General features: G+C 66.2%; 30 protein-coding genes. 14 read left to right on the top strand and 16 right to left on the bottom strand.

Going from position 1 to position 26028, the window contains the following annotated elements:
* Nucleotides 1–25: 25 nt before the first annotated feature.
* Nucleotides 26–235 carry a hypothetical protein gene (locus tag IAE41_RS04615; protein WP_200732267.1) on the top strand — a complete coding sequence of 70 codons (210 nt, stop codon included), beginning with the start codon at nucleotides 26–28 and terminating at the stop codon, nucleotides 233–235.
* 10 nt (nucleotides 236–245) lie between these two features.
* Here IAE41_RS04615 and IAE41_RS04610 read toward each other — a convergent pair whose 3' ends face one another.
* The 3 genes from IAE41_RS04610 to IAE41_RS04600 all read right to left on the bottom strand — a co-directional run bounded on the left by IAE41_RS04610 (nucleotide 246) and on the right by IAE41_RS04600 (nucleotide 3074).
* A complete protein-coding gene (locus IAE41_RS04610; RefSeq protein ID WP_200732266.1) occupies nucleotides 246–815 on the bottom strand; it encodes a DUF4291 domain-containing protein in 570 nt (189 codons plus the stop codon).
* Between the two features lie 57 nt (nucleotides 816–872).
* A complete protein-coding gene (locus IAE41_RS04605; RefSeq protein ID WP_200732265.1) occupies nucleotides 873–2069 on the bottom strand; it encodes an MFS transporter in 1197 nt (398 codons plus the stop codon).
* 255 nt (nucleotides 2070–2324) lie between these two features.
* Nucleotides 2325–3074: a pentapeptide repeat-containing protein gene (locus IAE41_RS04600; RefSeq protein ID WP_200732264.1), complete on the bottom strand. Its 750-nt coding sequence runs from the start codon at nucleotides 3072–3074 to the stop codon at nucleotides 2325–2327.
* A 114-nt stretch (nucleotides 3075–3188) separates the two neighbouring features.
* On the opposite strand from IAE41_RS04600, the gene IAE41_RS04595 reads away from it, so the two are divergent.
* The 5 genes from IAE41_RS04595 to IAE41_RS04575 all read left to right on the top strand — a co-directional run bounded on the left by IAE41_RS04595 (nucleotide 3189) and on the right by IAE41_RS04575 (nucleotide 6339).
* The gene (locus tag IAE41_RS04595) at nucleotides 3189–3722 is read left to right on the top strand and encodes a hypothetical protein (protein ID WP_200732263.1); all 534 of its coding nucleotides are present in this window, start codon (nucleotides 3189–3191) and stop codon (nucleotides 3720–3722) included.
* Between the two features lie 25 nt (nucleotides 3723–3747).
* A complete protein-coding gene (locus IAE41_RS04590; protein WP_200732262.1) occupies nucleotides 3748–4104 on the top strand; it encodes a hypothetical protein in 357 nt (118 codons plus the stop codon).
* 314 nt (nucleotides 4105–4418) lie between these two features.
* On the top strand, nucleotides 4419–4685 hold the full coding sequence (locus tag IAE41_RS04585; RefSeq protein WP_079224744.1) for a hypothetical protein: 267 nt from the start codon (nucleotides 4419–4421) through the stop codon (nucleotides 4683–4685).
* A 120-nt stretch (nucleotides 4686–4805) separates the two neighbouring features.
* Nucleotides 4806–5501: a hypothetical protein gene (locus IAE41_RS04580; RefSeq protein WP_234458302.1), complete on the top strand. Its 696-nt coding sequence runs from the start codon at nucleotides 4806–4808 to the stop codon at nucleotides 5499–5501.
* Between the two features lie 208 nt (nucleotides 5502–5709).
* Nucleotides 5710–6339 (top strand): CPBP family intramembrane glutamic endopeptidase, encoded by a 630-nt coding sequence (locus tag IAE41_RS04575; RefSeq protein ID WP_200732261.1) that lies wholly within the window; start codon nucleotides 5710–5712, stop codon nucleotides 6337–6339.
* 24 nt (nucleotides 6340–6363) lie between these two features.
* Here IAE41_RS04575 and IAE41_RS04570 read toward each other — a convergent pair whose 3' ends face one another.
* A complete protein-coding gene (locus IAE41_RS04570) occupies nucleotides 6364–7233 on the bottom strand; it encodes a methylenetetrahydrofolate reductase (protein WP_200732260.1) in 870 nt (289 codons plus the stop codon).
* Complete coding sequence (locus IAE41_RS04565; RefSeq protein ID WP_200732259.1) at nucleotides 7233–8144, bottom strand: LysR family transcriptional regulator; 912 nt, start codon at nucleotides 8142–8144, stop codon at nucleotides 7233–7235. Before IAE41_RS04565 ends, IAE41_RS04570 begins: the two co-directional genes overlap by 1 nt.
* A 75-nt stretch (nucleotides 8145–8219) precedes the next feature.
* Here IAE41_RS04565 and msuE point away from each other — a divergent pair, with 75 nt between their 5' ends.
* Genes msuE through IAE41_RS04550 form a run of 3 tightly spaced genes read left to right on the top strand, consistent with a single transcriptional unit; the run spans nucleotide 8220 to nucleotide 10880 of the window.
* Nucleotides 8220–8810, top strand: a complete 591-nt coding sequence (gene msuE, locus IAE41_RS04560; protein WP_200732258.1) for an FMN reductase — start codon at nucleotides 8220–8222, stop codon at nucleotides 8808–8810.
* Nucleotides 8811–8828: 18 nt separating this feature from the next.
* Complete coding sequence (locus IAE41_RS04555; RefSeq protein ID WP_108757955.1) at nucleotides 8829–9806, top strand: DUF1852 domain-containing protein; 978 nt, start codon at nucleotides 8829–8831, stop codon at nucleotides 9804–9806.
* Nucleotides 9807–9848: 42 nt separating this feature from the next.
* Complete coding sequence (locus IAE41_RS04550; RefSeq protein ID WP_200732257.1) at nucleotides 9849–10880, top strand: methionine synthase; 1032 nt, start codon at nucleotides 9849–9851, stop codon at nucleotides 10878–10880.
* A 103-nt stretch (nucleotides 10881–10983) separates the two neighbouring features.
* Here the strand turns inward: IAE41_RS04550 and IAE41_RS04545 are convergent, their stop codons facing one another.
* The 4 genes from IAE41_RS04545 to IAE41_RS04530 form a co-directional block, all read right to left on the bottom strand.
* Entirely contained in the window at nucleotides 10984–11637 is a 654-nt protein-coding gene (locus IAE41_RS04545; RefSeq protein ID WP_200732256.1) for a hypothetical protein, read from the bottom strand.
* Complete coding sequence (locus tag IAE41_RS04540; RefSeq protein ID WP_200732255.1) at nucleotides 11618–11947, bottom strand: hypothetical protein; 330 nt, start codon at nucleotides 11945–11947, stop codon at nucleotides 11618–11620. The genes IAE41_RS04545 and IAE41_RS04540 overlap by 20 nt, the downstream gene beginning before the upstream one ends.
* 164 nt (nucleotides 11948–12111) lie before the next feature.
* Nucleotides 12112–15105, bottom strand: a complete 2994-nt coding sequence (locus tag IAE41_RS04535) for a TonB-dependent receptor (RefSeq protein ID WP_200732254.1) — start codon at nucleotides 15103–15105, stop codon at nucleotides 12112–12114.
* 178 nt (nucleotides 15106–15283) lie between these two features.
* Nucleotides 15284–17857 carry an excinuclease ABC subunit UvrA gene (locus IAE41_RS04530; protein WP_200732253.1) on the bottom strand — a complete coding sequence of 858 codons (2574 nt, stop codon included), beginning with the start codon at nucleotides 17855–17857 and terminating at the stop codon, nucleotides 15284–15286.
* A gap of 245 nt (nucleotides 17858–18102) precedes the next feature.
* On the opposite strand from IAE41_RS04530, the gene IAE41_RS04525 reads away from it, so the two are divergent.
* Nucleotides 18103–18552 carry a hypothetical protein gene (locus IAE41_RS04525; RefSeq protein ID WP_200732252.1) on the top strand — a complete coding sequence of 150 codons (450 nt, stop codon included), beginning with the start codon at nucleotides 18103–18105 and terminating at the stop codon, nucleotides 18550–18552.
* A gap of 80 nt (nucleotides 18553–18632) precedes the next feature.
* Here IAE41_RS04525 and IAE41_RS04520 read toward each other — a convergent pair whose 3' ends face one another.
* Nucleotides 18633–19352 carry a GNAT family N-acetyltransferase gene (locus IAE41_RS04520; RefSeq protein ID WP_200732251.1) on the bottom strand — a complete coding sequence of 240 codons (720 nt, stop codon included), beginning with the start codon at nucleotides 19350–19352 and terminating at the stop codon, nucleotides 18633–18635.
* 318 nt (nucleotides 19353–19670) lie between these two features.
* Here IAE41_RS04520 and IAE41_RS04515 point away from each other — a divergent pair, with 318 nt between their 5' ends.
* Genes IAE41_RS04515 through IAE41_RS04505 form a run of 3 tightly spaced genes read left to right on the top strand, consistent with a single transcriptional unit; the run spans nucleotide 19671 to nucleotide 21135 of the window.
* Nucleotides 19671–20309, top strand: coding sequence for a hypothetical protein (locus IAE41_RS04515; RefSeq protein ID WP_200732250.1), 639 nt, complete (start codon nucleotides 19671–19673; stop codon nucleotides 20307–20309).
* 20 nt (nucleotides 20310–20329) lie between these two features.
* Nucleotides 20330–20830 (top strand): hypothetical protein, encoded by a 501-nt coding sequence (locus IAE41_RS04510; protein ID WP_200732249.1) that lies wholly within the window; start codon nucleotides 20330–20332, stop codon nucleotides 20828–20830.
* A gap of 26 nt (nucleotides 20831–20856) precedes the next feature.
* Nucleotides 20857–21135 carry a hypothetical protein gene (locus tag IAE41_RS04505; RefSeq protein ID WP_200732248.1) on the top strand — a complete coding sequence of 93 codons (279 nt, stop codon included), beginning with the start codon at nucleotides 20857–20859 and terminating at the stop codon, nucleotides 21133–21135.
* Between the two features lie 43 nt (nucleotides 21136–21178).
* On the opposite strand, the gene IAE41_RS04500 is transcribed toward IAE41_RS04505, so the two are convergent.
* From IAE41_RS04500 to IAE41_RS04475, 6 genes are all read right to left on the bottom strand, one after another.
* Nucleotides 21179–21853 carry an Ivy family c-type lysozyme inhibitor gene (locus IAE41_RS04500; protein WP_200732247.1) on the bottom strand — a complete coding sequence of 225 codons (675 nt, stop codon included), beginning with the start codon at nucleotides 21851–21853 and terminating at the stop codon, nucleotides 21179–21181.
* A gap of 110 nt (nucleotides 21854–21963) precedes the next feature.
* Entirely contained in the window at nucleotides 21964–22989 is a 1026-nt protein-coding gene (locus tag IAE41_RS04495) for an NAD(P)H-dependent glycerol-3-phosphate dehydrogenase (protein WP_079224703.1), read from the bottom strand.
* Nucleotides 22990–23009: 20 nt separating this feature from the next.
* On the bottom strand, nucleotides 23010–23528 hold the full coding sequence (secB, locus tag IAE41_RS04490) for a protein-export chaperone SecB (RefSeq protein WP_108763643.1): 519 nt from the start codon (nucleotides 23526–23528) through the stop codon (nucleotides 23010–23012).
* 99 nt (nucleotides 23529–23627) lie between these two features.
* Complete coding sequence (locus IAE41_RS04485; RefSeq protein ID WP_079224699.1) at nucleotides 23628–24065, bottom strand: rhodanese-like domain-containing protein; 438 nt, start codon at nucleotides 24063–24065, stop codon at nucleotides 23628–23630.
* Between the two features lie 57 nt (nucleotides 24066–24122).
* Nucleotides 24123–24554, bottom strand: a complete 432-nt coding sequence (locus IAE41_RS04480; RefSeq protein ID WP_079224697.1) for a hypothetical protein — start codon at nucleotides 24552–24554, stop codon at nucleotides 24123–24125.
* Nucleotides 24555–24586: 32 nt separating this feature from the next.
* Nucleotides 24587–25054 (bottom strand): YiiD C-terminal domain-containing protein, encoded by a 468-nt coding sequence (locus tag IAE41_RS04475; RefSeq protein WP_079224696.1) that lies wholly within the window; start codon nucleotides 25052–25054, stop codon nucleotides 24587–24589.
* A 34-nt stretch (nucleotides 25055–25088) separates the two neighbouring features.
* Between IAE41_RS04475 and IAE41_RS04470 the strand changes: the two genes are divergently transcribed.
* Nucleotides 25089–25877 carry a uroporphyrinogen-III synthase gene (locus IAE41_RS04470; RefSeq protein WP_200732246.1) on the top strand — a complete coding sequence of 263 codons (789 nt, stop codon included), beginning with the start codon at nucleotides 25089–25091 and terminating at the stop codon, nucleotides 25875–25877.
* Nucleotides 25878–26028: the final 151 nt, after the last annotated feature.

Genomic DNA, 26028 nt, shown 5'->3' with positions numbered 1-26028 from the left:
CCCGGCCGCCACTGAGTGGCCGGGCTTGGCTACGTTTGGTCTGAACATGGATACCGGCTGCGGCTTCGATGTCGAGAACATGGTGGGCGCCGGTGCCGGGCAGACCATCGAGTACCTGCGACAGCAAGGCGCCGACGAAGCCGCTGACTACATCGAAGAGTGCCTGCCCGAGGATTCACAGGCGGAGATCGAGCAGTGGTCGCGTGATCGCCGCCGTTACTTCTACGAAGGCTGAGCGGCTGCGCCTAACCCCAGGGATAGGCCCGCTCGCGAGGCAGCGCAGACTGCGCTTCCTCCATCCTTCCCGCCTCCACCAGCGCATGGATGGCGTGTGCCTGCGCCGTCACATCGGTGATGCCTTGAATCCATTCATCGACATAGGCACGCACCGCCTCCCTGCCGAGACCCATCTGGATCGCGCGGTGGGGCAACGGCCGCAGCAGCAGATCGCGTTCGGGATCCCATTGGATGCGCACCGGGGAGCGAGCCTTGAGCTGCTCCCACGCCACCGCATCCATCCCGGGCTCGGCACGGCTGTCGCAGCAATGGCTCAGCGCCCACTCGAAGCCGTCGCGACGGATGTCGATTGCCAGGATCCGCTTCTGGCCTTCCTCTTTCTCGCCCCATCCGGCGCGATACATCATCCAGAGGAAGGACGGCTTGATCCACGTCATCCGTTCCATCTTGAACGGTGGCGAGACAAAGGTCTGCCGCTCCAGCGCACTGTCGGCGATGGCATCGGAGTAGGCCTGGTATACGCGGATCACGCGGTCATCGTAGTGCGCGCGGATCTGCCGCGCCGGCATCCCATCCATTGATTCACCTTCCCTGGCAGCGGGTGGCCAGACGCCACGCCGCTGCATCATGCACGATCAGCGCGCGTCAAAGCGCTCCGCGCTGGCCGGCGTTGCCCGTGCCGCCAGCACCAGCGCCGCGGCCGTCACGCAGGCCATCGCCACCCACGCCACGCTGAGGTCGCCCACGGTGTCGCGGATCGAACCGGCCACGAAGGGCAGCACGCCGCCCACCAGATAGCCCACGCCCTGCACGAACGACACCAAGATGCCCGCCTTGGCCGGCTGGCTGCAGTGGTCCATCACCAGGATCAGGGTCATCGGGAACAGGCCGCCGATCGACAGGCCGAGCAGGCACATCATCAGCCACGGGGCATACATCGGCGCCACGCCGATCAGCACATAGGTCAGTGCGGTGGCGGCCAGGAACAGCGCCAGCAGCACGCGGCGGTCGCGGAAGCGCGGCGCCAGCCAGGAGACGAGGAAGCCACCGGCCACCTCGGACAGGCTCAACGCCGCCAGCATGAAACCGGCCTCGTTCGCGCGCACGCCCGCTTCCATCATGTACGGCGCGATCCACGCCAGGCACAGCGTGTAGCAGCTGCTGGACACGCAGAACAGGACGACCAGCAACCAGGTGCGTCCATGCTGCCAGGGCCGGAAGGCGGCGGGCTTGCCGGCGGTGGCGGACACACTGGCGGCCGGTGCGTCGGCACGCCCGCTATTGGGCAGCCACAGCGCGATGCCGGCGATGGCCAGCACCGCCCAGAACGCCATCGTGCCCTGCCAGTCCAGCCACTGCAGCAGCGCCGATGCGCTGGCCGCGGCCAGTGCCGCGCCGCCCATGATCATGCTTACGTACAGGCCCATCAGCAGATCGACGCGGTGCGGGAAGCGGGTCTTGATATAGCCGGGAATGAGCGACTGCACGATGCCGATGCCCAGGCCTGCGGCCACGCTGGAGCCCATCAGCCACAGCGGTTCATGCGAGGCCAGCTTGGCCAGTGCCGAAGCCGCCGTGAGCGCCAGGCCGATGGCCACGCCGCGCCGATAACCCAGGCGATAGACCAGGCCACCGGCCATGGCGATCAGGCCCATGGCCATCATCGGCAGGCTGGTGAGCCAGCCGATCTGTTCGAAACTCATGCCGTTGCTGGCACGGATGGAATCGGTGAGCAGGCTGACCACGGCCAGCACCGGGCGCAGGTTGAGGCCGACCAGCAGAAGGGCCAGCACCGGGATCAACCCGGGACGCGAAGTTGCAGGTGATTTCATGTATTACGACCGCAGGCATGCGGCCGGCCTTCCTTATTCGATCAGTACGGGGGCCCGGGTGGCAGGCGGCGCCTGGCCGGGCAAGGTTTCGCTGCGAATGGCCGCAGAGGCGTCCCCTTTCGAGGAAGGAGGATGCGCAGGCGCACGATCAGCATCGGGCGGGCGGCCATTGGCGCGCATGATAGCAAACGTGGGCCGTGGCCCTGGAACGCCCGCGTGCCAAGGGCGCAGGCAGCAATGCCCAGACGGCGATGCCTAGGATTGGCCCGCCAGCCGCTGCGCAAGCCGGTCCCACGCCTCGATCACCGGATCTTCCGCTGCCGGTGGCGTCTCCACGCTTACCTGCTGGCCAGTGTCATCCTCGAAGCGGATGCCCCCGTTCTCGTAGCAGGCGGCCAGCTGCTCCTCGCTGGGCCGGCACCCGACGAACACCGCCTTGTGCAGGTCGCAGCCCTTGAAGCTGGCGCCATCGAAGATGCAGCGCACGAAGCGCGCTCGCGAGAAATCCGTGCCTGACAGGTTGGCATCGCGGAAATCGCAATCAGTGAAGGTGGCCGTTGACCCACACTTGCGCAGCTTTGCCTGCACGAAGCTGCACCCATCGAACGTGCCGCCGAGTGTGACATGGATGAACTCGGACCGATTGAAGCAGCAACGGATGAGCGTTTCCGAAACGTTCCCCAGCGCTGCACCGGTGAAATCGCAGTCCTGCATGACGGCGTAGGTCAGGAAGGTCGCCCCGCCGCTCTCCTGGGCATGGGAAAGATCCACGGACTGCAGGTTCTGGTAATGCGGAACCGGATAAGGAAACCCGCGATAGTCGAGCCGGCCATCGGCCGTTGTGCCGAACGGCGACGGTTCCCAGTGGCGGTTGCTGATGGTCTTGTCGCGCCAGTCATGCTTGCGCCGTGGATGGGACAGGTTCGGCACGAGGTCCGGGGTCCAGCGCGCACGCAACGCTGCAATGTCCTTCTTTGGCAGGGGCTTGAGGCGCTGGACAGCCATGCATCCATCCATGAGGCAGGGGGCGGACAGTCTAGCAGGCGAGTGGAAACGGGCCGGCTGCTGTACCGCCGCCACCGGCCACGCTACGCTGCGCCTCGTGCAGGTTCATCAAGGATGAGAGGCAACGTGGCGTTCCCATCAGCAAGGCTGGCACTCCTGTTGTCGCTGGCTACCGCCCCCATGGCGGCGCTGGCCTGTCCGCCGCCGGACGCGCCCACTTTCATGGACAACCTGCGCGGCGCCAGCAACGTTTACGTGTTCCGGCTCATGTCGCTCGAGGTTACCGACGGGCGACCGTGGTACAGCACTTTGAATGGGCGCATCAACGTGGTCAGCACCCTCAAGGGCAGCACGCCGAAGGCATCCCGCCTGGCCTACTCCGTCGACTGCTGCGCTCCGAAACTGATCGTAGGACGGTACTACCTGGCCGCCGTGCCGAACGACGCGGCAACGCTGCAACTGGTCCGCGGTGACCAGTCGATCATCGACGTGACCGATGACTTCACCGACAAGGGTGGCGCGGGTAAAACAGGCGCCATCACGCCTGTCCAAGGCTATCTGTCGGGACGGCCGCTGCCTGCGGATTTCCCCGGCGATTACCGGCTTGAAGCCACTGTCGCCTGCCCCGTCGCACCGCCACCCCGCTGATCGGTCACACCACCTGGGAGCAGGCATGCCGCACATCCTCGCCTTTGCCGGTGTGCTGCTGCTCTGGGCAGCACTCGCTTCACCGTTTGCGCTTGCGCTCCATATCGCGCTTCGCGCCCTGCGTCGCAGGGGCATCCGCTCGGCCGCTGTCGTCGTGCTGCTGGCCTTCGTGTTCGCCCTGCTGGCAGCGCCGGTGCCTACGCCGATCATCACCGTGTTCCTGCCGCATGGGTTCGTGCTGCTCGACGCCTCGTACTACGATCGCATCCTGCACGGACCGGCACTGTTCCGGCAGCTGTCAACCTGGATTGCGTGGTCGCTGCCGATGACATTCCTGATCGCACTGGCAGTGTGCTGGCGATACGTTCGACGCGTTGATTGATGCAGCAACAGGATGTGCAGTTGATCAGGCTATCAGCGGCCTCTGCTCGCCACAAATGCACAACGGCTGCGCAGCACGCACGTGGCGATGCATCTGCGCCATGCGATGGCATCGCGCAGCGAACACTCCACTCATTCAGGCGTCATCGGCGTTAGCACATGTGCATCGCAGACAGCTGAATTCGCGGCAAATCGAACATGACTGCGCGCTCTTCACAGTGTCTGCACGTCCGCAAACTGCAGCTGAAAAGGCATTCATGGAACTAACAAAAAGCCCGCTATATTCCAGACTCCCCAGACGAAGGAGGGAATGCAATGACCCTTTCCACGCAGCACCTGAAGATCGCTCGTCCCCTCGGCGTGGCAATCCTTGCCCTCAGCCTCGGCGCGTGCGCCAGCTACAAAGAAGACTTCGCGAAGGTCAACACGCGCCTCGACGCGCTTGACGTGAAGGTCCAGGGCGCGGCGCAGAGCGCCGAGTCCGCCAACCAGTCCGCCCAGCAGGCCAACCAGCGCCTGGACCAGATCGAAGGTCGCGTGCAGCAGCTCGAATCCGCTCCCCGCCGCACCCCGCGCGGCTAAGCTGAACCGGGAACCAGTGGTCTCCCCCGGCCACTGGTTCCCTTGAGTCACCGTATTCATTCGAGGAATCGCGCCATCCGTACGTACACATCCCCCGCAATCCGCACCGCCTGCGTCGCGCTGACCCTTGCGCTGGCTCTGGCCGGTACCGGCGTGGCCAGCGCCAAGGGCGCCAAGGATGCCGCTACGCAACCCACGGCTGCCGTCGATGAGCTGCCGGAAGGACAGGAGGTGTCCGAGACGGTGATCGAACTCGCCGGCTGGGTGGTCGCCAGCAAGGACAGCCAGGGCTATCCGTTCGCGATCATGGACAAGGCCGCCGCACAGGTGCTGGTCTTCGGCAGCGACGGCAAACTGCGCGGCGCTGCGCCCGCACTGTTTGGTTCGGCCAAGGGCGATCACTCCGCCCCGAACGTGGCCAAGGTCGCGCTGAGCGCGATTCCCGGCCACGACCGCACGACCCCTGCAGGCCGCTTCATTGGTGGTTACGGCCCGTCCGACGACGCCGGCCGCGTGCTGTGGGTGGACTACGATTCCGCCGTCTCGATGCACCCGCTGCCGCCGGGTACCCCGAAGGAAAAGCGTGCCGAGCGGCTGGCAACGCCGACGCCGGACGACAATCGCGTGACCCATGGCTGCATCAATGTCAGCCCCGGTTTCTATGAGCAGGTCGTGCAGTCGACGTTCGAGAAGGGCGGCGTGTTCTACGTGCTGCCGGACAAGGATTCGATCGAGAAGACCTTCCCCGATTTCGCGCAGAGCCGCGGTGCGGAAAAGGGCGTTGAAATGACCCAAGCCCAGCACGCAGGCAAGTAGGTTCGCGGACGGGGCAAGCGATGAAACGCTTGCTCTTGATGTATCGGTGGTCGATCTAGCGGGAAGCGGCTCAAGCAGCCATTGTTGGATTTCCCGGTGTGGGTTTCGTGTTGCTCGTTTATCACCGTGCAGCCGCCAAGCGTCCAGCTTAGGCAGGCACGGTGAGCGTTGGCACATCATGGGTCAACGTCTTCAACGAGAAATCGGCATGACCTTCCTCCAAGCCTTGACGTGGAGACCCGCAGATAAGCCTGAGAACAGGGTTTTCGCCGCGGGGATGGCGACCCTTGCAGTGGGCCTGGGCCATTTCGTCCTCGAGGCGCTCGACGTATTCGGCTCAAAAGCACTGACGGAATTGGCTGCTTTTCTCGTGTGCTTATGGATGTTCCCGAACGAGCCAAGGGCACGCTGGACCGCAAGGACGTCAGTACTTGTCGTGCTGCTTGGCATGCTCGGTGGCGCGCTGTGGATTGCTTTTATCGGGTACCCCAGCCGCAATACTTCGCAGTTCCTGACCTGGGATCAGATTCCACTCGCTTACTACCTGCTGGGCGTGTTTACGAGCTGTGTTGCGGCTCCGCTGTTCGAAGAGAAAGTGGTACGACACCTCCTTCTCACCGGCGCTGCGCACTACCTTGGCAGGATCGTTGCGTCGGTTGCTGTCAGCCTTCTCTTCGCATGGGTCCACCCCGATGCGAGGATTCTGGCCTTCCTGTTCTCAATCATCATCTGCGCGTGCATCTACACATTTTCGCTGGACACGTGGCAACGGGCGGTTGTGCACGGTCTGATCAACCTGAGCATCATCCAGTGGACAGTGATCTATCCCAACCTGTAGCTGATGAGCGAGGCGGTCCAAAGGTCAACGCCGCCCAGCACCCACGCGCACGCGGTACTGCGCCACCCAGTCCAGCGACGGCGCGATGCCACCAAACGGGAACAGATGCGGGCTGACCTGCCCATGCGCTTCGGTCAGGCCTCCCACCAGGCGATCCACGAACACATCCGGACCGGCGGTACCCAGCAGCCGGCCGATCGAGATGCCATACCGCGCCAGCATCGATGCGCTGGCACCCACGCCGCACATCGCCGCATAGCGCAGCAAGCGGCTGACGCTGGCCGGCCCGGGCACACCCACCAGCACCGGGTGGCCGATGCCACGCGCGCGCAGCGCATCCAGCCAGGCCAGCACGATGTCGGCATCGAAGGCGAACTGGGTGATGATCTTCGGCGCCATGCCACGTGCTGCGATGGCCTGGCACTTGCGCTCCAGCACCTGCCAGCGCTCGTCATCGCCCATCACCGGATGGCCTTCCGGGTGCCCGCCGACGGCAACCACCTTGATGCCTGCGCGTTCCAGCAGGTCGGTGTCGATGAGGGACGCACTGTCGGCAAACGGGCCGGCGGGCGTGGCCAGATCACCGGCAACCAGCAGGCACTGTTCGACACCGGCCTCGCCCACCGCACGCGCGATGAACCGCTCGAGCAGCGCCAGCGACCCGATGCGGCGTGCCGACAGGTGCGGCATCGGCTGCAGCCCCAGCTCGCGCACGCGGCGCGCGGCAGCAATCCGCGCGTCGTCGTCCTCGCTGGCCAGGTAAGGAATGGAAATGGTCGTGCCGGGTGCGATGCGGGCTGCTTCGGCGTGCAACGCGGGCATGGCCTTCGCACTCACCTCCAGCGAACAGGCATCGATGAAGGCGCGTGCAGCCTGCGTGGTGGCTGCAGGCATCACTTGGCCCCGCGCAGCGGGCCGGCGATCGAGCTGCCCCGTGCCAGTTCAACGAAGGCCTGCAGGTAGTCGATGCCGGTGTCCGCCTCGCGCGCGCCCAGGTAGATCTGCTTGGGGATGCCCTTGGCACCCAGGCGCACCGGCACCACGTCCATGCGCGCCGCGTACTCCTCCACCAGCCAGCGCGGCATGGCGGCCACGCCGCGGCCGCTGGCCACCATCTGCATCATGATGTCGGTGGTTTCGATGGCCTTGTGGCGGCGCGGGGTGACCCCGGCCGGCAGCAGGAACTGGTTGTAGATGTCCAGGCGCTCGAACGGCACCGGGTAGCTGATCAGCACTTCCTGGGTCAGTTGCCGCGGCTTCACGTACTCCACCTTGGCCAGCGCATGGTCCTTGGCCACCACCAGCACCTGTTCGTAGTCGAACACGGGCACGAACGTCAGGCCCGGCTTCAACAGCGGGTCGGGGGTCACCAGCAGGTCGATCTCGTAGCCGAACAGGGCACCGATGCCACCGAACTGGAACTTCTGCTTCACGTCCACATCCACGTCCGGCCACGATGCCAGGTACGGCGAGACGATCTTCAGCAGCCACTGGTAGCAGGGGTGGCATTCCATGCCGATGCGCAGCGAACCGCGCTCGCCCTGGGCGAACTGGCCCAGCCGTTCCTCGGCCAGGTCCAGCTGCGGCAGCACCCGGTTGGCCACCGCCAGCAGGTACTGGCCGGCCTGGGTCAGGCGCAGGCTGCGGCCCTCGCGCAGCCAGACATCGGTGCCCAGCTGCTGCTCCAGCTTCTTCATGCTGTGGCTCAGCGCCGACTGGGTCAGGTTCAGCACGCCGGCGGCGGCGGTCAGCGAGCCCTGCAGTTCGACCTGCTGGACGATGCTCAGGTGGATTCGTTCCAGCATTTCGATGAGCCCCGCTCATGGATGTGTGAAGTAAAACCATTTTACGTCATGGAAAGGGCTGACTAGCATCGGGTCATGCTTTCTCCCCACCGCCCCCTCCGTATCGTCGCCGTCTCCGGTGGCCTGCAGCGCCCCTCGCGCGCCGCCACCCTGTGCGAACACCTGCTGGACCTGATCGGCGGGCACGTGCCCAGCGAACCGCACCTGGTCGAACTGGGTGACCTGGCCCCGCAGCTGGCCGGTGCCCTGTGGCGCTCGCAGCTTCCCGCCGCCGCCGAGCAGGCCCTGGCCACGGTCGAGCAGGCCGACGTGCTGGTGGTCGCCACGCCGGTCTACCGCGGTTCGTACACCGGCCTGTTCAAGCACTTCTTCGATTTCATCCACCAGGACGCGCTGGTCGACACCCCCACCCTGCTGGCCGCCACCGGCGGCAGCGAGCGCCACGCGCTGATGATCGACCACCAGCTGCGGCCGCTCTTCAGCTTCTTCCAGGCACGCACCCTGCCGCTGGGCGTCTACGCCACCGACAAGGATTTCGCCGACGGCCGCGTGCACGACGAGGCCCTGCTGCAGCGGGCGCACCTGGCCGTGCAGCGGGCCCTGCCCCTGCTGGCGCTGTCCCACCGCCCAGCGCCCGTGCCCGCCGAAACCGCTGACGCCCTCTAAGTAACCGGAACGCCGCCCATGACTACCGACGCCTTCACCTTCCGCATCACCCGCATCCCCTTCAACGAGGATTACCAGCCGGCCGACGGCACGCGCATCACCACCAACTTCGCCAACCTGGCCCGCGGCGCCTCGCGCCAGGAAAACCTGCGCAACACGATCGGCATGATCAACAACCGCTTCAACGATCTGGCGCACTGGGACAACCCCAGCGCGGATCGCTACGCGGTCGAGCTGGACATCATCTCGGTGGAGATGCACGTCGATGGCGATGAAGGCAGCGATCCGTTCCCGCTGATCGAAGTGCTGCGCCCGACCATCGTCGACACGCACACCGGCACGCGCACCGACGGCATCGTCGGCAACAATTTCTCGTCCTACGTGCGCGACTACGATTTCAGCGTCGTGCTGCCGGCCAGCAACGAGGGCAAGGCGACGTTCGGCATTCCCGAAGGCTTCGGCGATCTGCACGGCAAGCTGTTCAAGCACTTCCTGGAGTCCGACGCCTACCGCGCCAACTTCAGCAAGGCACCGGTGATCTGCATCAGCGTGTCCAGCAGCAAGACCTACCACCGCACCGAGAACCACCATCCCATCCTGGGCGTGGAGTACCGCCAGGGCGAGTTCTCGCCCACCGACCAGTACTTCGACAAGATGGGCCTGCAGGTGCGCTACTTCATGCCGCCGGGCAGCGTCGCGCCGCTGGCGTTCTATTTCCAGGGCGACCTGCTGGGCGATTACTCGAACCTGGAACTGATCGGCACCATCAGCACCATGGAAGCGTTCCAGAAGATCTACCGCCCGGAGATCTACAACGCCAATTCGGTGGCCGGCAAGGTCTACCAGCCCAGCCTGAAGCACCAGGACTACTCGTCCACCCGCATCGTCTACGACCGCGAAGAGCGCAGCCAGCTGGCAGTCAAGCAGGGCAGGTTCACCGAAGAGCACTTCATCAAGCCCTACCGCGCCGTGCTTGAGCAGTGGGCTGCCCGCTGATCCATCGCATCTCCCTCCCCCAGGACAAAGACCCCATACACGATGAAGAAACTACTGCCCACCTCCACCGCCGGCAGCCTGCCCAAGCCCTCCTGGCTCGCCGAGCCCGAAAAGCTCTGGTCGCCCTGGAAGCTGCAGGATGACGCACTGACCGAAGGCAAGCACGACGCGCTGCGCCTGTCCCTGCAGGAACAGCAGCACGCCGGCATCGACATCGTCAGCGACGGCGAGCAGACACGGCAGCATTTCGTCACCACCTTCATCGAACACCTCGACGGCGTCGACTTCGACAAGCGCGAGACCGTGCGCATCCGCAACCGCTACGACGCCAGCGTGCCGACCGTGGTCGGTGCGGTCAGCCGTCCGAAATCCGTATTCGTCGAGGATGCGAAGTTCCTGCGGCGGCAGACCGCACAGCCGATCAAGTGGGCGCTGCCCGGCCCGATGACCATGATCGACACGCTGTACGACGCGCACTACAAGAGCCGCGAAAAACTGGCCTGGGAATTCGCGAAGATCCTCAACGAGGAAGCGAAGGAGCTGGAGGCTGCTGGCGTGGACATCATCCAGTTCGACGAACCCGCCTTCAACGTGTTCTTCGACGAGGTGAACGACTGGGGCGTGGCGACCCTGGAGCGCGCGATCGAAGGGCTGAAGTGCGAGACCGCCGTGCACATCTGCTACGGCTATGGCATCAAGGCCAATACCGACTGGAAGCAGACGCTGGGCTCGGAATGGCGCCAGTACGAAGAGTCGTTCCCGAAGCTTCAGCAGTCCAGCATCGACCTCATCTCGCTGGAATGCCACAACTCGCACGTGCCCATCGACCTGATCGAGCTGGTGCGCGGCAAGAAGGTGATGGTGGGTGCCATCGACGTGGCGTCCAGCACGGTGGAAACGCCGGAAGAAGTGGCCAACACCCTGCGCAAGGCGCTGCAGTTCGTCGATGCCGACAAGCTCTACCCGTGCACGAACTGCGGCATGGCGCCGTTGTCGCGTGAGGTGGCACGCGGCAAGCTGCGGGCGCTCAGTGCCGGCGCACAGATCGTGCGCGAGGAGCTGGCCGGGCGTTGATGACGGTAGAGCCGAGCCCACGCTCGGCTGCATTGCATCCGACTTATCGCAGCCGAGCATGGGCTCGGCTCTACACGGGACGTCCGACCACGGTAGAGCTGGGCTACTCGACAACCTGCCACTGCGTACCAGTTCGCTGCAGCCTCGCCACCCACGTGTTCCCACTTCGATCACAGTAGGTCGGCACCACAAGCGCCAGTGCCACCCCCTGAGAGGCCTGCACGGCCGCCCTGCTGATCCTCAGCAGCATGGGGAGCCTCGGTCCATCGCACGCGCGGGGCGTACCCAGCGCAGGCAGGCGCGCGGGCTCGGTCACATAGACAATGCCCAGCAATGCCGGGTCTGCATTGACCTCCGTGCGCTGCACCAGCCGCCGCAGCAGTTCGTCCAGCGGCGGCGGAAGTGGCGCATCGCCGTTGTCCCGCAAAGCCTCCTCCGGCGCCAGGGTCCGGATCTCGTACGCCGCCCATGCACCGGGCGCACCGATGGGCCGAAGCGTTGCGGCGCGCCGGTCAAAGTGGATGAGGGGGGGCGGGCAGGTCGCCGCAGTGGGACAGGCGCGGTCCCGTTCCCGGATCAGCAGCGCCCTCACGATGGCCTGCTGGTCGAGGTCATCCGCAGCGACGAATTCGCGCTCCTGGAGACGTTGGGACTGCCAGCTGTCCCAAGCGAGCGGATAGGCGACCACGCCGGCCAGAAGGATGGCGCCTGCAATGCTCAGCCGGAGTACGGTCGACTTATGGATGCGGGGCATCATTGACGTCTTCCGAAGCGTCCACCGCCCGATCCAGTGCACTCCGCAGCGCCGCTCCCAGTTCGGGGGCCTGCTCACAGGCTGCGACGATCTGGTCAAGCAGGACGGACAGCTTTCCCTCGCCAGGGCAGGAATACGCGCCCCAGACGCGGTGCTGGATCTCATTCACCCATTTCAGGCCGTTGAGCTGCGTTGCCGGGGAAAGGCCTGGGTCCGACCAGAGACTTCGGCCTGCCACGGTCAGCTCAAGCCACAACCGGGTACAGAATCGCTGTGCCTGGGCTTCATTGAAGCGGATGACTCTCTCGCGCACCGGGGTTCCTTCCACTCGAAGATGGGCAGATGGCTGCGTTCACCACGCACCAGGATCGTGCCTGCCGTTCGTCGGATGGTGCCATGTCCGCACAGGGCCTGCACCCGATCTCTCCGTTCGCGTTCGGGCAGGGGCTCCCTCCCCTACCCAGACGCATTTCTCCCTCAGTAGTCGTAGCTCACGCTCACCCGCAGCGAGCGCGGCGCCTGCCGCACTGTCGCCGCCCCGTACAGCGGGTCCGGCTGCCCCGGGTCCAGCTCGGAGTACGGCGACTTCCACAGCGCCACCTGGCTGTTGAACACATTGAACACATCCAGGTTGAAGCCCAGCCGGCCATCGGCCGCGGCCGGGCGATAGGACACGCCCAGGTCCAGCTGCTTCAGCCACGGCAGCCGCCCCTGGCTGCCCGGAGGCGCCGGCTGGCCGTTGTAGAAGTGGTAGGCGATGCCGTAGCCGGAAGGATCCTCGAAGTCCGGGCCATAGGAACCCAGCGCGCTGAACGGCGTACCCGAAATCACCCGCACGTTGGCCGAGAGCAGCCATTCCGGCGTCAGCTGGTAGTAGCCATGCAGCTTGAACTGGTGGGTGTGGTCGTTGCTCTGCGGTCCGTTGGTGTGCTCCATCAGCTGGGCGTAGTCCCAGGCCTGCGTGGTCGACACCGCGGTCTGGCCGATGCCCGACAGCAGCTGGCCTTCGGTGGTGCCGTAGCTGCGCGACCAGGTGTAGTCGGCGCGGCCATACCAGCGGCCATCGAACGGGTGTTCCAGCGACAGGTTCACCGCGTAGTAGTTGCGCTTGAACTTCGGGAAGCCCATCTCGGCATTGGTCAGCGGCACGCTCACGTAATTGCCGCTGGTGTCGACCAGGTTGAAGGTGTTGGCACGGCCCGGGTTGATCAGCCAGCAGCTGACCGGATTGCTGTCCTTGGTGACGTTGTAGCCAAGGCTGCTGGCCTTGCCGAGTACCGCATCGATATCGCAGTAGTCGTCCACGCCACTGCGCAGCACGCGGTAGGTCGCCTTCGCGCCGTACACCCAGTCCTGCCCCAGTGCCTTGGTGAAGCCGAGGATGAATTCATCCTGGAAGGACGGCTTGATTCCTGAGGTGGCCACCGTCTTCGCGTCCGGCAGCAGACCGTAGTTGTTGTTGGACGACACCGCATCGGAGAACTGGGTGAGGTCGGTCGGGTAGCCGTTGCTGTCGATGCCGCCGTAGGTGTAGTAGGTGGACGTCGCCAGCGTTGCACCGGCCGCGTTGAACGCCGGGTTCAGCGGCAGTGCGAGGTAGTAGCGGCCCACGTTGCCGAACACCTTGAAGCGGCCGTCGCCGCCGACATCCCAGCTGAAGCCCAGCCGCGGCGCCCACTGCCCGCTGGTCTGCTTGATGTACGCGTCGCCGTCGCGGTTGTAGTTGGTGAACTGGTCCAGGCGCAGGCCCAGGTTCAGCAGCAGGCGGTCGGTCACCTGCCAGTTGTCCTCGATGTACTGCGCACGCTGCGAGGCGCGCACCGAGGCCAGTGCACTGTAGATGTACTGGCGCACGTAGTAGCCGTCCTGGCCATTGCGGATGCCACCGGTGGCCGGCACGCCCAGGCCGGTGTTGATCGGCACGTTCGGGTTCGACTGGCCATAGATCCAGTAGTAGCCATCGGCCGATGCCACCGAGCCACGGTTGAGCGCGCGGGCGTTCTGGTTGTCGATGCCCACGGTGATGCTGTGGTCGCCCAGCACATAGTTCGCATCCAGGCGCAGGTTGTTGCTGCGGTTGCCGCGCGCGGGGTCGACCAGCAGCGAGGTGGTCTGCGCGTTGGTGATCGGCGTGCCACCGTTGAGCGCCGGGTTCTGCAGGTTGGCGCTGTTGATGTAGGTCAGGCCGCCGTCATAGGCGGGATTGCCGATGTAGTCATCGGTCTTCATCTCGCCGTACTGCGCGCTCACGGTGAGGCGGTCGGTCAGGTAGCCGGTGTACTTGGCCGTCCACAGGTCGCCGCCGGTCTTGGTGGTGTCTTCCTTGCCGCGCTGCGCGCCACGGGTCAGCGTGTCGTAGTCGTAGGCGAAGATGTCGCCGCGGAACACGTTGCGGCTGGAGGCGCCGGTCAGTTCCAGCAGGTGGTTGTCGGTGATGTTCCAGTCCAGCTTGGCGTACCAGCGCGGACGGTTGTACTCATACTTCGAGTAGGAGTTGGTCGCCTCGACGTTCTTGACGTCGGTGCCTTCGCGGCGCTCCAGTTCGTAGGAGCCGAAGAAGAACAGCGTGTCTTCGATCAGCGGGCCGCCGGCGTAGATGCTCTGGGTGGTCACCCACTCGCGGTCCTTGCTCTCCGGCGAATACAGCGCACCGTTGCCGGGATAGCGCACGTCGTCCTTGTCAGAGCGCGTGGAGGCAGGTTCCCAGGTGAACTGTCCACCGAAGTGCCAGTCATTGGTGCCGCGCTTGCCGACGGCATTGATGACGCCACCATCGGAGCGGCCGTACTTGGCGCTGTAGCCGCCGGTGTAGATTTCCTGCTGGTCGATGCTGCCATAGGGCAGCGTCAGGCCGCCCAGGCCGCGCAGCGGATCGGTGCTGTTGAAGCCGTTGATGTAGTACGCGTTCTCGGCCGCCGACGAACCGCCGAAGCTGACCAGCTGCGCACCAGTCGGGCCGGCGTAACTGCCGTTGCCACCGTTGCCGACCACGCCTGGTGCAAGCTGGGCGATGGCCTCGGCCGAGCGGCCCAGCGGCAGGCGCTGCAGCTGCTCGGCGGTGATCACCGTGCGCGAATCCACGCTGCTGACGTCGATTGCGGCGGCCGCGCGATCGGCGCTGACCTGCACGCCATCCAGGCGGGTCACCTCGCCGAACGACACTTCAGTGCTGGTGCCCACCGTCAGCGCAACGCCCTCGCGGGTCTGCAGCACCTTGCCGTCGGCATCGCGCGCCTCCACGGAATAGCGGCCCAGCGGCAGCTGGCCGATGGTGTAGCGGCCGCGCGCATCCACTGTCACCTCGCGGGTGAGGCCGGTATCGCTGCGGACGAAGATGCGCTGCGCGGAGGGAGGGGCCAGGCCGGCGATCGCGCCGGTGGTGGACTGCGCATGAAGTGCGGGGGACGCGGTGGCAAGCAACACCGCCAACGCCAGCAATCGCGGGCGAAGTGAGGAACGAGCTGTCGTCATCGTGGGGCGTACGGGTAGTGGGGGAAGCGCTGTCTGCACGCCACGACGGGCGCACCAGACATTGCACATTCATTAACCCCGCTCGCGCCCCAATGCAGAAATGCCCAGTGGTTATGTACTGTTGGCCGATGGCCATACCGCTGTGGAGGTGCGCGCCGTCCAGCGCGCGGACCTCGCCTCAGCCGCTTCGCTTCAGCTCGCTCGCAAGGAAGGGTGCGGTCCTGCTGCCCTTGGCCCGAGCGACCTGGTGCGGCGTGCCTTTCGCCACGATGGTGCCGCCCGCCCCGCCGGCACCCGGGCCGACGTCGATCACCCAGTCCGCCTGCGCGACCGCGCGCATGTCGTGCTCGATCATCACCACCGTGTTTCCCGCATCCACCAGGCGCTGCAGCTGGACCATCAGCCGGTCCGCGTCCGAAGCGTGCAGGCCCGTGGTGGGCTCATCCAGCACGTACAGGCTGCGGCCGCGCTGGCTGCGCTGCAGTTCGGTAGCCAGCTTGATGCGTTGTGCTTCGCCACCCGAGAGCTCGGTGGCGGGCTGGCCCAGCCGCAGGTAGCCCAGGCCGATGTCCCGCAGCAGGTGCAGCGGGCGCGCAATGGCCTCTTCCTCGCTGAAGAACGCATGCGCCTCGTCCACCGTCATCTGCAGGACTTCGGCGATGTTGCGGTCCTTCCACAGCACCTTCAGCGTGGCTTCGTTGTAGCGCGCCCCGTGGCAGGTAGGGCACGGCGCGTAGACGCTGGGCATGAACAGCAGTTCGACGCTGACGAAACCCTCGCCTTCGCAGGTTTCGCAGCGTCCCTTGGCCACGTTGAACGAGAAGCGACCGGCGTCGAAGCGGCGGCGGCGCGCGGTGGGCGTCGCGGCGAACAGCTTGCGCACGTGGTCAAACAGCCCGGTGTAGGTCGCCAGGTTGGAGCGCGGCGTGCGGCCGATGGGCTTCTGGTCCACCTGCACGACACGTTGCAGGGCATCCACGTCTCCGGCCAGCCGGCCGCGTGTTGCCTCGATCACCGTGGGGCCATCGGTCGGCGGCGCATCTGCAGTGTCTTCTGCAGGCTCGTGGCCCAGGTGCAGCAGCACCAGCTCAGGCAACGCCTGCGCCATCAGGCTCGACTTGCCCGAACCGGAGATCCCGGTCACTGCGGTCAGCACGCCCAGCGGCACCTGCGCGTCCACGCCCTTCAGGTTGTGCCGGTGGATGTCCTTCAGCTCCAGCCAGCTCGAGGCACTGCGCTGCCGGCTGGCAGGCGCCGCCACCCGGTCGAACAGATACAGCGCCGTCCGGGAATCCTCGACCTGGCGCAACCCTTCCGGCTCACCGCTGTAGAGGACGCGCCCGCCGTGCTCGCCCGCCTCCGGCCCCACATCCACCAGCCATTGCGCGCGACGCATCAGCTCCAGATCGTGTTCGACCACGAACACCGAGTTGCCACCGTCACGCAGCCGCTCCAGCGCGTCGTACAGCGCCTGGCTGTCGGCCGGGTGCAGGCCCGCCGATGGCTCATCGAGCACGTACAGCACACCAAACAGCAGCGAACTCAACTGCGTGGCAAGCCGCAGGCGCTGCAGTTCGCCGGCCGACAGCGTCGGCGTCGCGCGATCCAGTGACAGGTAACCCAGGCCCAGGCCACGCAGCTGGCGCACGCGCGCCATCACCCCGCCCGCGAGGCGCTGCGCCGCAAGCTGCTTCTCTTCCGACAGCGCTGCCTTCCGGCCCGCGCGGGCACGCGTGCTGTATGCACTGAAATCACCGTCGGCAACCGGCTGCAGCAGGTCCGCCAGTTGGTCCAACGGCAGCCGCATGAACTCGCCGATATCCACGCCCGCGAAGGTGATCGAGAGTGCCTCGGGTTTCAGCCGCTTGCCCTCGCAGGCCGGGCACAGCCTGCCCTCCATGTAGCGGGACACGCGCTTGCGCATCAGTGCGCTCTGGGTATTGGCAAACGTGTGCAGCACGTAGCGGCGCGCGCCGGTGTAGGTGCCCATGTAGCTGGGCTCCTGCTTGCGCTTGAGCGCGGCACGGGTCTCGGCGGGGGTGAAGCCCGCATAGACCGGCACGCTCGGCGCCTCCTCGGTGAACAGGATCCAGTCGCGGGCTTTCTTCGGCAGCGTCTTCCACGGCACGTCGATGTCGTAGCCCAGCGTGACCAGGATGTCGCGCAGGTTCTGGCCATGCCAGGCCGGTGGCCAGGAAGCGATGGCCCGCTCACGGATACTGAGGGAAGGATCCGGCACCATCAGCGCCTCGGTCACCTCATACACATGGCCAAGGCCGTGGCAGGTGCTGCAGGCGCCCTGCGGCGTATTGGGTGAAAAGTCCTCGGCGTACAGCATGGGCTGGTTGGCCGGGTAGGACCCGGCGCGCGAATACATCATGCGTACCAGGCTGGACAGCGTGGTCACGCTGCCCACCGATGAGCGCGCATTGCTGGCACCGCGCTGCTGCTGCAGCGCCACTGCCGGGGGCAGGCCGTCGATGGCATCCACGTCGGGCACGCCCGCCTGGTCGATCAGGCGCCGCGCATAAGGCGCGACGGACTCGAAGTAGCGTCGCTGCGCTTCCGCATACACGGTGCCGAAGGCCAGCGATGACTTGCCGGAGCCGGAGACGCCGGAGAACACCACCAGTGCGTTTCGCGGAATGGAGACATCGATGTTCTTGAGATTGTGCTCGCGCGCACCGCGAACTTCGACGCAGCCACTGGCGGCGGCAGCGCATGACGATTCGCCAAAGGGAGTGTTGGACATCTTCGCGATCCTGCGGGCAGTGAATGGCACGCATCAACGCGTGCCCGGTGATGCATTCTCGCCGCTGCGGGGTGAACGTGGGTGACGATGCGCCCGGTTACGTGCAGTACGGCTCGAAGATCCGACTCCCTGTCAGACGGACCCACGGGCCCCGGTTGCGCGCATTATCCACGAACCACAGTGCGGGGGCTTTGCCCATGGCGACCCGTTTCGCTATAACCGGAGTTTTTCCAAGGTCATGTCCCATGACGCTGAAGGATCTGCTCGCCTCTGCTGTCTATCGCGACTACATACTCGCGCTGGACGCGCATCTCGAGCACCAACGCTTCGACCATGACGCTGCCGTGGAGCAGGTGATCGTAGCCCTGCATGAAGGCTGGCTGGAGCACGCCGGTACCACGCCCATCGCATTGCGTGAGCTGATCACGAGCGAACGCCTCCAGACGTTCAACTACATCGCGCAGAAGCTCGTTGCCTTCTCTGAAGCAGAGGGCGGTGCGGACAATATCGTCAATGAAGCGGCCAACCTGCATATGCCCATCGGCCACCTGGTCGAATACCTGGTCCTGCGTGACGAATCGTCTGACATCACCGCCTACCTGAGGAAGATTCGAATGCCCAGTGCACGTGCTTACGCGGCGCGCGTTTCGAAGATGTTCCGCGCGGCCAGCATTGACCTGCCCGGGCCTGGTTGAAGCCGGGCAGTTCGCTCTCGCCTGCGGTGCGCCGTTCCCGCGACGAACGGACAGTTGGCCGCGCTGTGATCGCGGCAGCCCTATGGCGAGCGGGCGACTTCCCACTTTCCATACGCCGTCAGCCCCAAAGATTCTGCAAGCCCATTCGAAGCCACGTTGTCGAACTGGCAGCGGTACTGCGCTTCATGTCCGCGCTCGCTGGCGTACTCAATCATCGCGCGCACCAGCGACCTTGCCAGGCCCTTGCCGCGTGCTCTCGGCATGGTCAGCACGCCCATATCGGCGATTGCCACGCCGCCCCAGGGGTAGAGGCTGGAGACCGCCAGCAACTCCGATTCGACGAACGCACCAAAGGTCGCCCAGTGCCCCAGTTCCACGGACGCATCGTCCTGGTCGTCTGCAGGCACCTGTGCCATGAAGCCATCGAACTGCGCTGCATCGTCAGGCCTCAGCACGCGCACCTCGGGCAACGTGCCGGCTTGCGTCGTGGATGCGCCCGCAGCGGCCACGTAGTAGATGACATCGGGCGCGTGCATCGCGACGCCTGCAGCACCGAGCGCCTCGCGCAGACCTTGCAGTGACACCGGCAGACTGTCCGGCGCGATTCCCAGGGCCGAAGCAATGGAAGGAGACAGTGCCGCACGCGTGCTGCCATGCGGATTCACCATCACCATTGCGCGGCGCTCGGCGGTGAGATGCGGGTTGATCACCAGACTGAAGTCGCCTGCAGTCGGCATACGGATGCCGTCGTCGAACAGCCCATCCCAATGGGAGACAACGGCAGGGCTCCACTGGCACATCGTTGCGCTCCTTCTTTGCGGTCGTCCGAAACGCTGGAATCAAGCTTCGCCGCAAAGCGACATCGGCTTGAATGAGATGCCGACAGTTGGGCGCAGCATTCGCCGAGTATGCCGAACTCCAGACGGAGCGGTGCGCTGCACAGCGGGCAGACCTCACAGTGGAAGCCGGTCTTGCCGTGGCCGCGAGCCTGACATGCTAGATTCAACAAGACAGCCAAAGCATTTGCGACGAAGCTCACAAATCCTTGGTCGCCTGCGGCGGGAAAATAGAATTTCGCAAGGAGAGACTGCGCCATGAGGCACCCTGTTCGCCGCACCATGATGCGCACTGCGTGCGCTGCGATGTTGCCGCTCGTACTGGCTGCGTGCGGTACCCGCGATGACGCGGCATCCATCACCGCTGATCTGCGCGCCCAGATGGACGGCTCGAAGGTATGCGCGGTGCTGGTGGCACCCGAGTGGCCGATCGAGCAAAGCGCGGAACATCTCGCCAGCCCTGGCATTGAGGCCCTGATCGCCGCCGACCTCATTCGACGCGAACCGGTGGTGAACCGTGCCAACGTGACGCCGCAGGCACGCATTTCCATTACCGAAACCGGCACGCCCTATCTGCAGCTGGAAGCGATCGGTCCTGGCAGTCCGCCGTCGCCCTACCTCTGTTTTGGCCGGAAGCAGATCACCAGCATCAGCCGCGGCGAAGACGGCGTGGTGCGCTACCGCTATCGCATCGTGGATCCTCCCGCGTGGGCCCTGCGCAGTGACATGCGCACGGTGTTCCCCTTCCTTGCCCGGCTGATCGACCACGAACAGCACGCCGAGCTTGGCGCGGTCAAGGAAGATGGCCGATGGCAGGTGCCCGGCGGTCCCATGCAGACCAATCTTGCCGAGCTGGGCAACATCGGCTTCCTTCCCTGCCCTTACCCCAACGCTTCGCCCGATGAAGACCCCTGCCGCTGAATGTCGAAAGGAGATCTGACATGAAACCTGCCCTCCTCAGCGCCCTGTTTGCGCTCGCCTTTGCCTCTTCGGTCGCCAGCCAGGAAATGCCGGACGCGGGCTGGGCAAAGGACCCCGCGAGCGGATGCAGCTTCAAGGCGCCCCGCTCCCTGCCCTCGGGGCCGACCTATTGGATCGGCGACTGTACCGGCGGCAAAGCGACCGGCCTGGGCGTGTTGCGCCGTCGCGATGGGACGGTGGCGGGCGAGGCGTTCTACGGCGAACTGAAAAACGGGGTGCCGGTCATCGGCGTCATCGATACCCGCCGGGACGATCAGGGCGGCTTTGTGCTGGGCCGCTGGAAAGACGGCGATCTGGTATCCAACGATGACAACCCCTGGCAGGATCGCGCCGATGCCTTCACCACCGCTGCCAGCGCCGCTCGCGCAGCGAGTGCGGTGTTCAGAGCGCAGAAGAACGAAGTATCAGCCCGCTTCTACGCGCAGCAGGCTGAAATGCTTGCTGAGCAGCTTGACGGTTGAGCGATATACACGTGGAAAACGCGACGATGGAATGGACATTCGATCAGGCCCCGAACGTAGCGTGCATCACCCGCCAGGCCGTGCTGGACGGCAGTCCCGTCCTGGTCGTGACGCACTATGCCGATGATCACTCCTGGGCGTTCCTCGATGGCACCGAAGCCGATCCATCCCAGGCGCGCGTCGTTTCCATGCAAAGGGTCGTGCACCAGCATCCTGAACTTTCCGGGATCTCGGACCTGCTGCCGGGCATGACCGCCATGCGGCCTGCGCCCGGCATGGCGTGGCGCACGGAACCGCACGACTGATCTACCCGCGTTGCGCCGGGCATGACCCGGCGCCACCGCTGCGTCACTCGCAGAGCGCGCTGTCTTCCGTCAACGCAGCATCGTCCAGCGGCCGCCGCTGCTCGATCAGCTCACGCTGTGCGGCCGTGGGCTCGCCCAGCCACCACACGCGGCAGCGCGCGGTCAGGCGGCCGACCATCTTCGACTGCCCGGGCGAGTACAGCATCGCCAGCGCGGTCCCCGGGCAATCGTGGGCCTGGCAGGCGGTGTAGAACCACCACGGCTCGCCCTGCAGCGTCTCCAGCTCACCGGGGCCGCTGGGGCCGCTCAGCAGGCGTTCGCGCAGCGAGGGAATCTCCTTGTTGCTGGCCTCGGCGGCGGCGGTGTTCTGCATCAGCGCGTTGAATGCGGCCAGCACCTTCGGGTCCTTGCGCCCGCAGTCATCCACGGTGTTGCCGCCCACCAGGGTGAAGAACTGGGTGGCCAGCGGATTGTCCTTGCAGGTGAGTTCCGCACCGGGGCTTTCCTGTTCCGGCTCGCCCTCGTTGTTCCACACCGACGGGTCGACGCCGTCTTCAACGGAGGGTTCGGGTTCGACCGCCGTGGCGGTGGCGGCGGCTACATCGGTTGCGGCTTCAGCGGCGGGCGTGGGCTCGCTGCCGGCCTGCGGTGCCGGCGCCTGCGAACACGCGGCGAGCAGCGCGATCATCCATGAGAGGCCAATGTTGCGGGACTGCATTCCCTGTCCTTGGGTGTGTGGGCTGCGACGCAGGGATTCTACGCGGTGCCGGCATTCGGCCGGGTTGAACCCGCAGAAAAAACCCCGGCGCGCGGCCGGGGCTTTTCGATTCACTTGAACAGAGTGTCCGGGTATTCCGGTTTCTGTTCCCGCGCCAGCAGGGCGCGCAGGCCTTCTGCAGGCGTCTGTTCGCCGTGCAGCACGGCACGCACGCGGTCGGAGATCGGCAGGTCGATGCCATGGCGGCGCGCCTGTCGCATCACTTCGTCGGCGGTCTGTACCGATTCCACCACCTGGCCGATTTCGCGCACGGCATCCTGCAGCGTCTGCCCGCGGCCCAGGGCCAGGCCCAGGCGGCGGTTGCGCGACAGGTCGCCGGTGCAGGTCAGCACCAGGTCGCCCAGGCCAGCCAGGCCCATCAGGGTTTCCGGCTTGGCACCGATGGCCGCGGCAAGCCGCAGCATCTCGTTCAGGCCACGGGTGATGAGGCCGGCGCGGGCGTTCAGGCCCAGCTGCATGCCATCGGCCACGCCGGTGGCCACGGCCAGCACGTTCTTCATCGCGCCGCCCAGCTCGGCACCGACCATGTCATCGCCCGTGTAGGCGCGGAACGCCGGGCCATGCATGGCTTCGGCCACGGTCTGTGCGAACTCCGGCACGTCGCCGTGCACGGTGATGGCGGTGGGCAGGCCCAGGGTCACTTCCTTGGCGAACGAGGGCCCGGTGACCACGGCCAGCGGCACGTCGTCACCCAGGATCTCGCGCGCCACTTCATGCAGGAAGCGGCCCGAACCGGGTTCAAAGCCCTTGGTGGCCCAGGCCACGCCGGCACCGGCCGGACGCAGCGGTGCCAGCGCACGCACGGTTTCGTTGAACGCGTGCGACGGCGTCACCACCAGCACCCAGGCGGCATCCTGCAGGGCGGCCGCCATGTCGGTGGTCGCACGCAGGCTGTCCGGCAACGGGATGCCCGGCAGGTAGCGCGGGTTCTCGTGGCGCTGGTCGATGGCTTCGACCACGGCGGCATCGCGCCCCCACAGCACGGTCGGGTGACCGTGCCGGGCAAGCAGGGTGGCCAGCGCGGTTCCCCAGGAACCAGCGCCCAGCACGGCGATCTTGTCAGCGGTAGTGCTCATCCGTGACGTCGCGGCGGTGATCAGGCGTTGCCGGCCGGCTCGGAGTCAGCCAGCGACGGTGCGTCGCCCTGCTCCTGGCGCTGGCGCAGGGTTTCTGCGTACAGGCCTTCGAAGTTGATCGGCTGCAGGAAGAACGGCGGGAAGCCGCCGGCCTGGATCAGATCGCTGACCAGCTGGCGCACGTACGGGAACAGGATGTTCGGGCACTGGGTGCCGAGCAGCACGTCGATCGACTGCGGGTCCAGGCCGACCAGGCCGAACACGCCGGCCTGCTTCACTTCGGCCACGTAGGCGGTGCGCTCACCGGCCTGGCAGGTCAGGGTGACGGCCAGCACGACTTCGAAGGCGTTCTCGCCCAGGCGCTGCACCTGCTGGTTCAGGTTGAGCTGCAGTTCCGGCTGGACCTGGTCATTGAAGATGGTCGGGGCATTCGGCGATTCGAAGGAAACGTCCTTGACGTAGATCTTCTCGACGGTGAACGCGGGGCCGGTGGCGGCATCGACCGGCGCAACGGCGCCGTTGGTGGTCTCTTCGGACATTTCCAGTAACTCCAATGAATGCGATTAAAACGATGGTCGAACTACAGCGATGGGGGCGGCGGCGGGCCCATACAAGGCCAGTTCCGCCATCCCCTGCAATCAGTTGCGGCCCTTGACCAGCGGCAATTCGGCCTGCTGCCAGGCGGGAATGCCGCCTTCCAGCACGAAGACCTTTTCAAAGCCGGCCTTCTTCAGCGCCTTGGCGGCGGTTTCCGAAGCGTTGCCGCTGCGGCACACCAGGACCACCGGGCTCTGCTTGGCGTTGGCCACCAGCTTGTGCTCGGCGCCGAAGGCGCTGGCCTGGGCGTTGCGGCTGCCGGCAATGTGGCCCTTTTCGAAGTCACCGCTGGGCGACAGATCAACCACGACCGCGCCACCGGCATTCATCAGGTGGGTCAGCTCGGCCGGCTTGATGCCCTTGTAGCCCCGGAACAGGCGGCGGATTTCGGTGACGATGAGGGCCACGGTCAGGCCGACCAGGGCCGCGGACAGCATCGGGTTTCGGCCAGCGAAGGCCAGCAACTCTTCGTAATTCACTCAGGTCACGGGTCGATTAAGCGGGCGCCGATTGTCGCACAAGCCACAGCGGGCCGGTCACTGCCCCTGCCACAGGTCCGGCAGACCGGCGGCCTGCCACCAGCGCTTGGCGTCCGGATCCCAGCGCCAGCGCTCGACCACCACCACGGTGCGCTCGGCCTGGGTGTTCTGGTTGATCACCCCGATTTCGACCCGGCGCTCGACCTGGCCGCCGTCCAGCGAGGCGCTGCTGCGCTCGCGGTAAGAGGACACGCGCAGCTGGGCGTAGCGGTTGAGCTCGAACTCGGTGGGCGGCTTTTCCTTGCGCAGCTCCGGGTCCAGGTAGGCAATGGCATCGTCCATGCTGCCCCAGCGGATGGTTGCGCCGTAGGCGATCTGGGTCTCTTCCAGCAGCTTGCGCTGCTTGCGGGTGAGGTCGTCGGCAGCGGCACTGGCCACGGCGCTGACCAGCAGCAGGGAGCACAACAGGATCTGGATCAGGCGGCGCATCGGTGGTTTCCCCAGGACGTCAGCCTGCCATCCTACCCTTTGGCGAAGGCAACGAAGCGACCGCTCAGCTCGGCGGCAGAGCGGCCATCGGCCCCCGGCTGGCGGGCGACGATGCTGATGCGGGCCTTGCCGCGCTGGCGGAAGGTGGCCAGGAAGGTGTCCCAGCTGCTGGCTTCGGCGGTTTCGGCGTGAGCGTGCAGGTCTTCGTAGACCGGCGCCAGGTAGCGCAGGTTGCTGTCGGCCACGTAGACCTCGGCGTCGTGCCCGGCCAGGCGCAGGCGCAGGCTGACCAGCGCCCAGCCGGACAGGGTGAGCACCGAGGCCAGGCTGCCACCGAAGGCGTTGCCCTTGTCGTTGACGTTGGCCACCAGCGGCGCGGTGATGCGCAGCACGCCGTCGGCATAGCCGTCCAGGCGGATCTGCATCGCACGGACCGCCGGCATGCAGTCAAGCACGTCCTGCAGGGCGGCCAGCGAGGAGGTCAGGGCATCAGCGGACATCGAGCAGCAACCACGACAACGAAGGGCCCGCATAATGACGTCAATGGCCGACCATACGATACCCACTGGCTGGACCCTGATCTCGCTGCGCCCGCAGGGGCAGCATGCCGGGCTGAGGCGGGCTGCGGCCAAGCTGGGCGGGGCGACCGTGGCGTTGTCGCCGTGGCGGCTGCAGCGGTTGCAGGGCCCGGCGGTCGAACAGCGGCTGAACCGCGCACTGGCCTGCGCACGGGTGGTATTCACCAGCCCGGCGGCGGTCGAAGCCGCTGCGGCGCTGCAGCACCTGCCTGCGGCCCAGCGCAGCCCGTGGCTGACCGTGGGCGAAGGCACCGCGCGCGCCCTGCACGCACAGGGCATCAGCGAGGTGCACGCACCGCAGCGGATGGACAGCGAAGGCCTGCTGGGCCTGCCGGTGCTGGCCGAGGTGCGCGGCATGGACATCGGCCTGGTGACCGCGCCGGGCGGCCGTGGCCTGATTGCCGCGCAGCTGGAGGCGGCCGGCGCGCGGATCCTTCGCGCCGACGTCTACCAGCGGCTGCCACTGGTGATGCCGCGGCGAAAACTGTCGCGATTGGCCCATTCGGGCACGCCGTGGCTGCTGGCGGTGAGCAGCGGTGAAGCGCTGCAGCGGTTATGGCAGCAGTTGTCCCCCGGTTGGCAGCAGCGCCTGCGCACCGACGCCATCGTGCTGGCCGCCAGTGCGCGCCTGGCCGAACAGGCTCAGGCGCTGGGACTGCTCCGCGTGGTGCGCAGCGAAGGGCCCACCGTGGCCCAGATGGCGGCGGCCGCACACGCCGCGCTCACTGCCCCGGCAGCGACCTGAACAGGCACCCGGCGCACGCTTGCCGGGGTCATCGCCAACGGTGATGCTGTGCACAACGCTGCCTGCCGGTTCCCCGCCGGCGACGCCGCCGACAAGGAAGCCCGATGAACGACACCCCGCCACCTGCCCGGCAAGCGGCAGCAGCCAGCGC

The sequence above is a fragment of the Stenotrophomonas sp. S39 genome (assembly GCF_016624665.1).
Taxonomy (GTDB): Bacteria; Pseudomonadota; Gammaproteobacteria; order Xanthomonadales; family Xanthomonadaceae; genus Stenotrophomonas.
Note: the sequence above shows the minus strand (reverse complement) of the source record. Positions and strands in the feature narration are given on the sequence as shown.

What these genes read in the sequence shown, in the direction of transcription:
- secB (WP_108763643.1), bottom strand. Translation starts at nt 23,528, where the DNA reads ATGTCCGAAGAGACCACCAACGGCGCCGTTGCGCCGGTCGATGCCGCC.
- IAE41_RS04585 (WP_079224744.1), top strand. Translation starts at nt 4,419, where the DNA reads ATGACCCTTTCCACGCAGCACCTGAAGATCGCTCGTCCCCTCGGCGTG.
- IAE41_RS04595 (WP_200732263.1), top strand. Translation starts at nt 3,189, where the DNA reads ATGAGAGGCAACGTGGCGTTCCCATCAGCAAGGCTGGCACTCCTGTTG.
- IAE41_RS04570 (WP_200732260.1), bottom strand. Translation starts at nt 7,233, where the DNA reads ATGCCTGCAGCCACCACGCAGGCTGCACGCGCCTTCATCGATGCCTGT.
- IAE41_RS04550 (WP_200732257.1), top strand. Translation starts at nt 9,849, where the DNA reads ATGAAGAAACTACTGCCCACCTCCACCGCCGGCAGCCTGCCCAAGCCC.
- IAE41_RS04575 (WP_200732261.1), top strand. Translation starts at nt 5,710, where the DNA reads ATGACCTTCCTCCAAGCCTTGACGTGGAGACCCGCAGATAAGCCTGAG.
- IAE41_RS04530 (WP_200732253.1), bottom strand. Translation starts at nt 17,857, where the DNA reads ATGTCCAACACTCCCTTTGGCGAATCGTCATGCGCTGCCGCCGCCAGT.
- IAE41_RS04475 (WP_079224696.1), bottom strand. Translation starts at nt 25,054, where the DNA reads ATGTCCGCTGATGCCCTGACCTCCTCGCTGGCCGCCCTGCAGGACGTG.
- IAE41_RS04470 (WP_200732246.1), top strand. Translation starts at nt 25,089, where the DNA reads ATGACGTCAATGGCCGACCATACGATACCCACTGGCTGGACCCTGATC.
- IAE41_RS04590 (WP_200732262.1), top strand. Translation starts at nt 3,748, where the DNA reads ATGCCGCACATCCTCGCCTTTGCCGGTGTGCTGCTGCTCTGGGCAGCA.
- IAE41_RS04510 (WP_200732249.1), top strand. Translation starts at nt 20,330, where the DNA reads ATGAAACCTGCCCTCCTCAGCGCCCTGTTTGCGCTCGCCTTTGCCTCT.
- IAE41_RS04525 (WP_200732252.1), top strand. Translation starts at nt 18,103, where the DNA reads ATGACGCTGAAGGATCTGCTCGCCTCTGCTGTCTATCGCGACTACATA.
- IAE41_RS04500 (WP_200732247.1), bottom strand. Translation starts at nt 21,853, where the DNA reads ATGCAGTCCCGCAACATTGGCCTCTCATGGATGATCGCGCTGCTCGCC.
- IAE41_RS04600 (WP_200732264.1), bottom strand. Translation starts at nt 3,074, where the DNA reads ATGGCTGTCCAGCGCCTCAAGCCCCTGCCAAAGAAGGACATTGCAGCG.
- IAE41_RS04520 (WP_200732251.1), bottom strand. Translation starts at nt 19,352, where the DNA reads ATGTGCCAGTGGAGCCCTGCCGTTGTCTCCCATTGGGATGGGCTGTTC.
- IAE41_RS04535 (WP_200732254.1), bottom strand. Translation starts at nt 15,105, where the DNA reads ATGACGACAGCTCGTTCCTCACTTCGCCCGCGATTGCTGGCGTTGGCG.
- msuE (WP_200732258.1), top strand. Translation starts at nt 8,220, where the DNA reads ATGCTTTCTCCCCACCGCCCCCTCCGTATCGTCGCCGTCTCCGGTGGC.
- IAE41_RS04610 (WP_200732266.1), bottom strand. Translation starts at nt 815, where the DNA reads ATGGATGGGATGCCGGCGCGGCAGATCCGCGCGCACTACGATGACCGC.
- IAE41_RS04515 (WP_200732250.1), top strand. Translation starts at nt 19,671, where the DNA reads ATGATGCGCACTGCGTGCGCTGCGATGTTGCCGCTCGTACTGGCTGCG.
- IAE41_RS04565 (WP_200732259.1), bottom strand. Translation starts at nt 8,144, where the DNA reads ATGCTGGAACGAATCCACCTGAGCATCGTCCAGCAGGTCGAACTGCAG.
- IAE41_RS04545 (WP_200732256.1), bottom strand. Translation starts at nt 11,637, where the DNA reads ATGATGCCCCGCATCCATAAGTCGACCGTACTCCGGCTGAGCATTGCA.
- IAE41_RS04605 (WP_200732265.1), bottom strand. Translation starts at nt 2,069, where the DNA reads ATGAAATCACCTGCAACTTCGCGTCCCGGGTTGATCCCGGTGCTGGCC.
- IAE41_RS04495 (WP_079224703.1), bottom strand. Translation starts at nt 22,989, where the DNA reads ATGAGCACTACCGCTGACAAGATCGCCGTGCTGGGCGCTGGTTCCTGG.
- IAE41_RS04505 (WP_200732248.1), top strand. Translation starts at nt 20,857, where the DNA reads ATGGAATGGACATTCGATCAGGCCCCGAACGTAGCGTGCATCACCCGC.
- IAE41_RS04555 (WP_108757955.1), top strand. Translation starts at nt 8,829, where the DNA reads ATGACTACCGACGCCTTCACCTTCCGCATCACCCGCATCCCCTTCAAC.
- IAE41_RS04480 (WP_079224697.1), bottom strand. Translation starts at nt 24,554, where the DNA reads ATGCGCCGCCTGATCCAGATCCTGTTGTGCTCCCTGCTGCTGGTCAGC.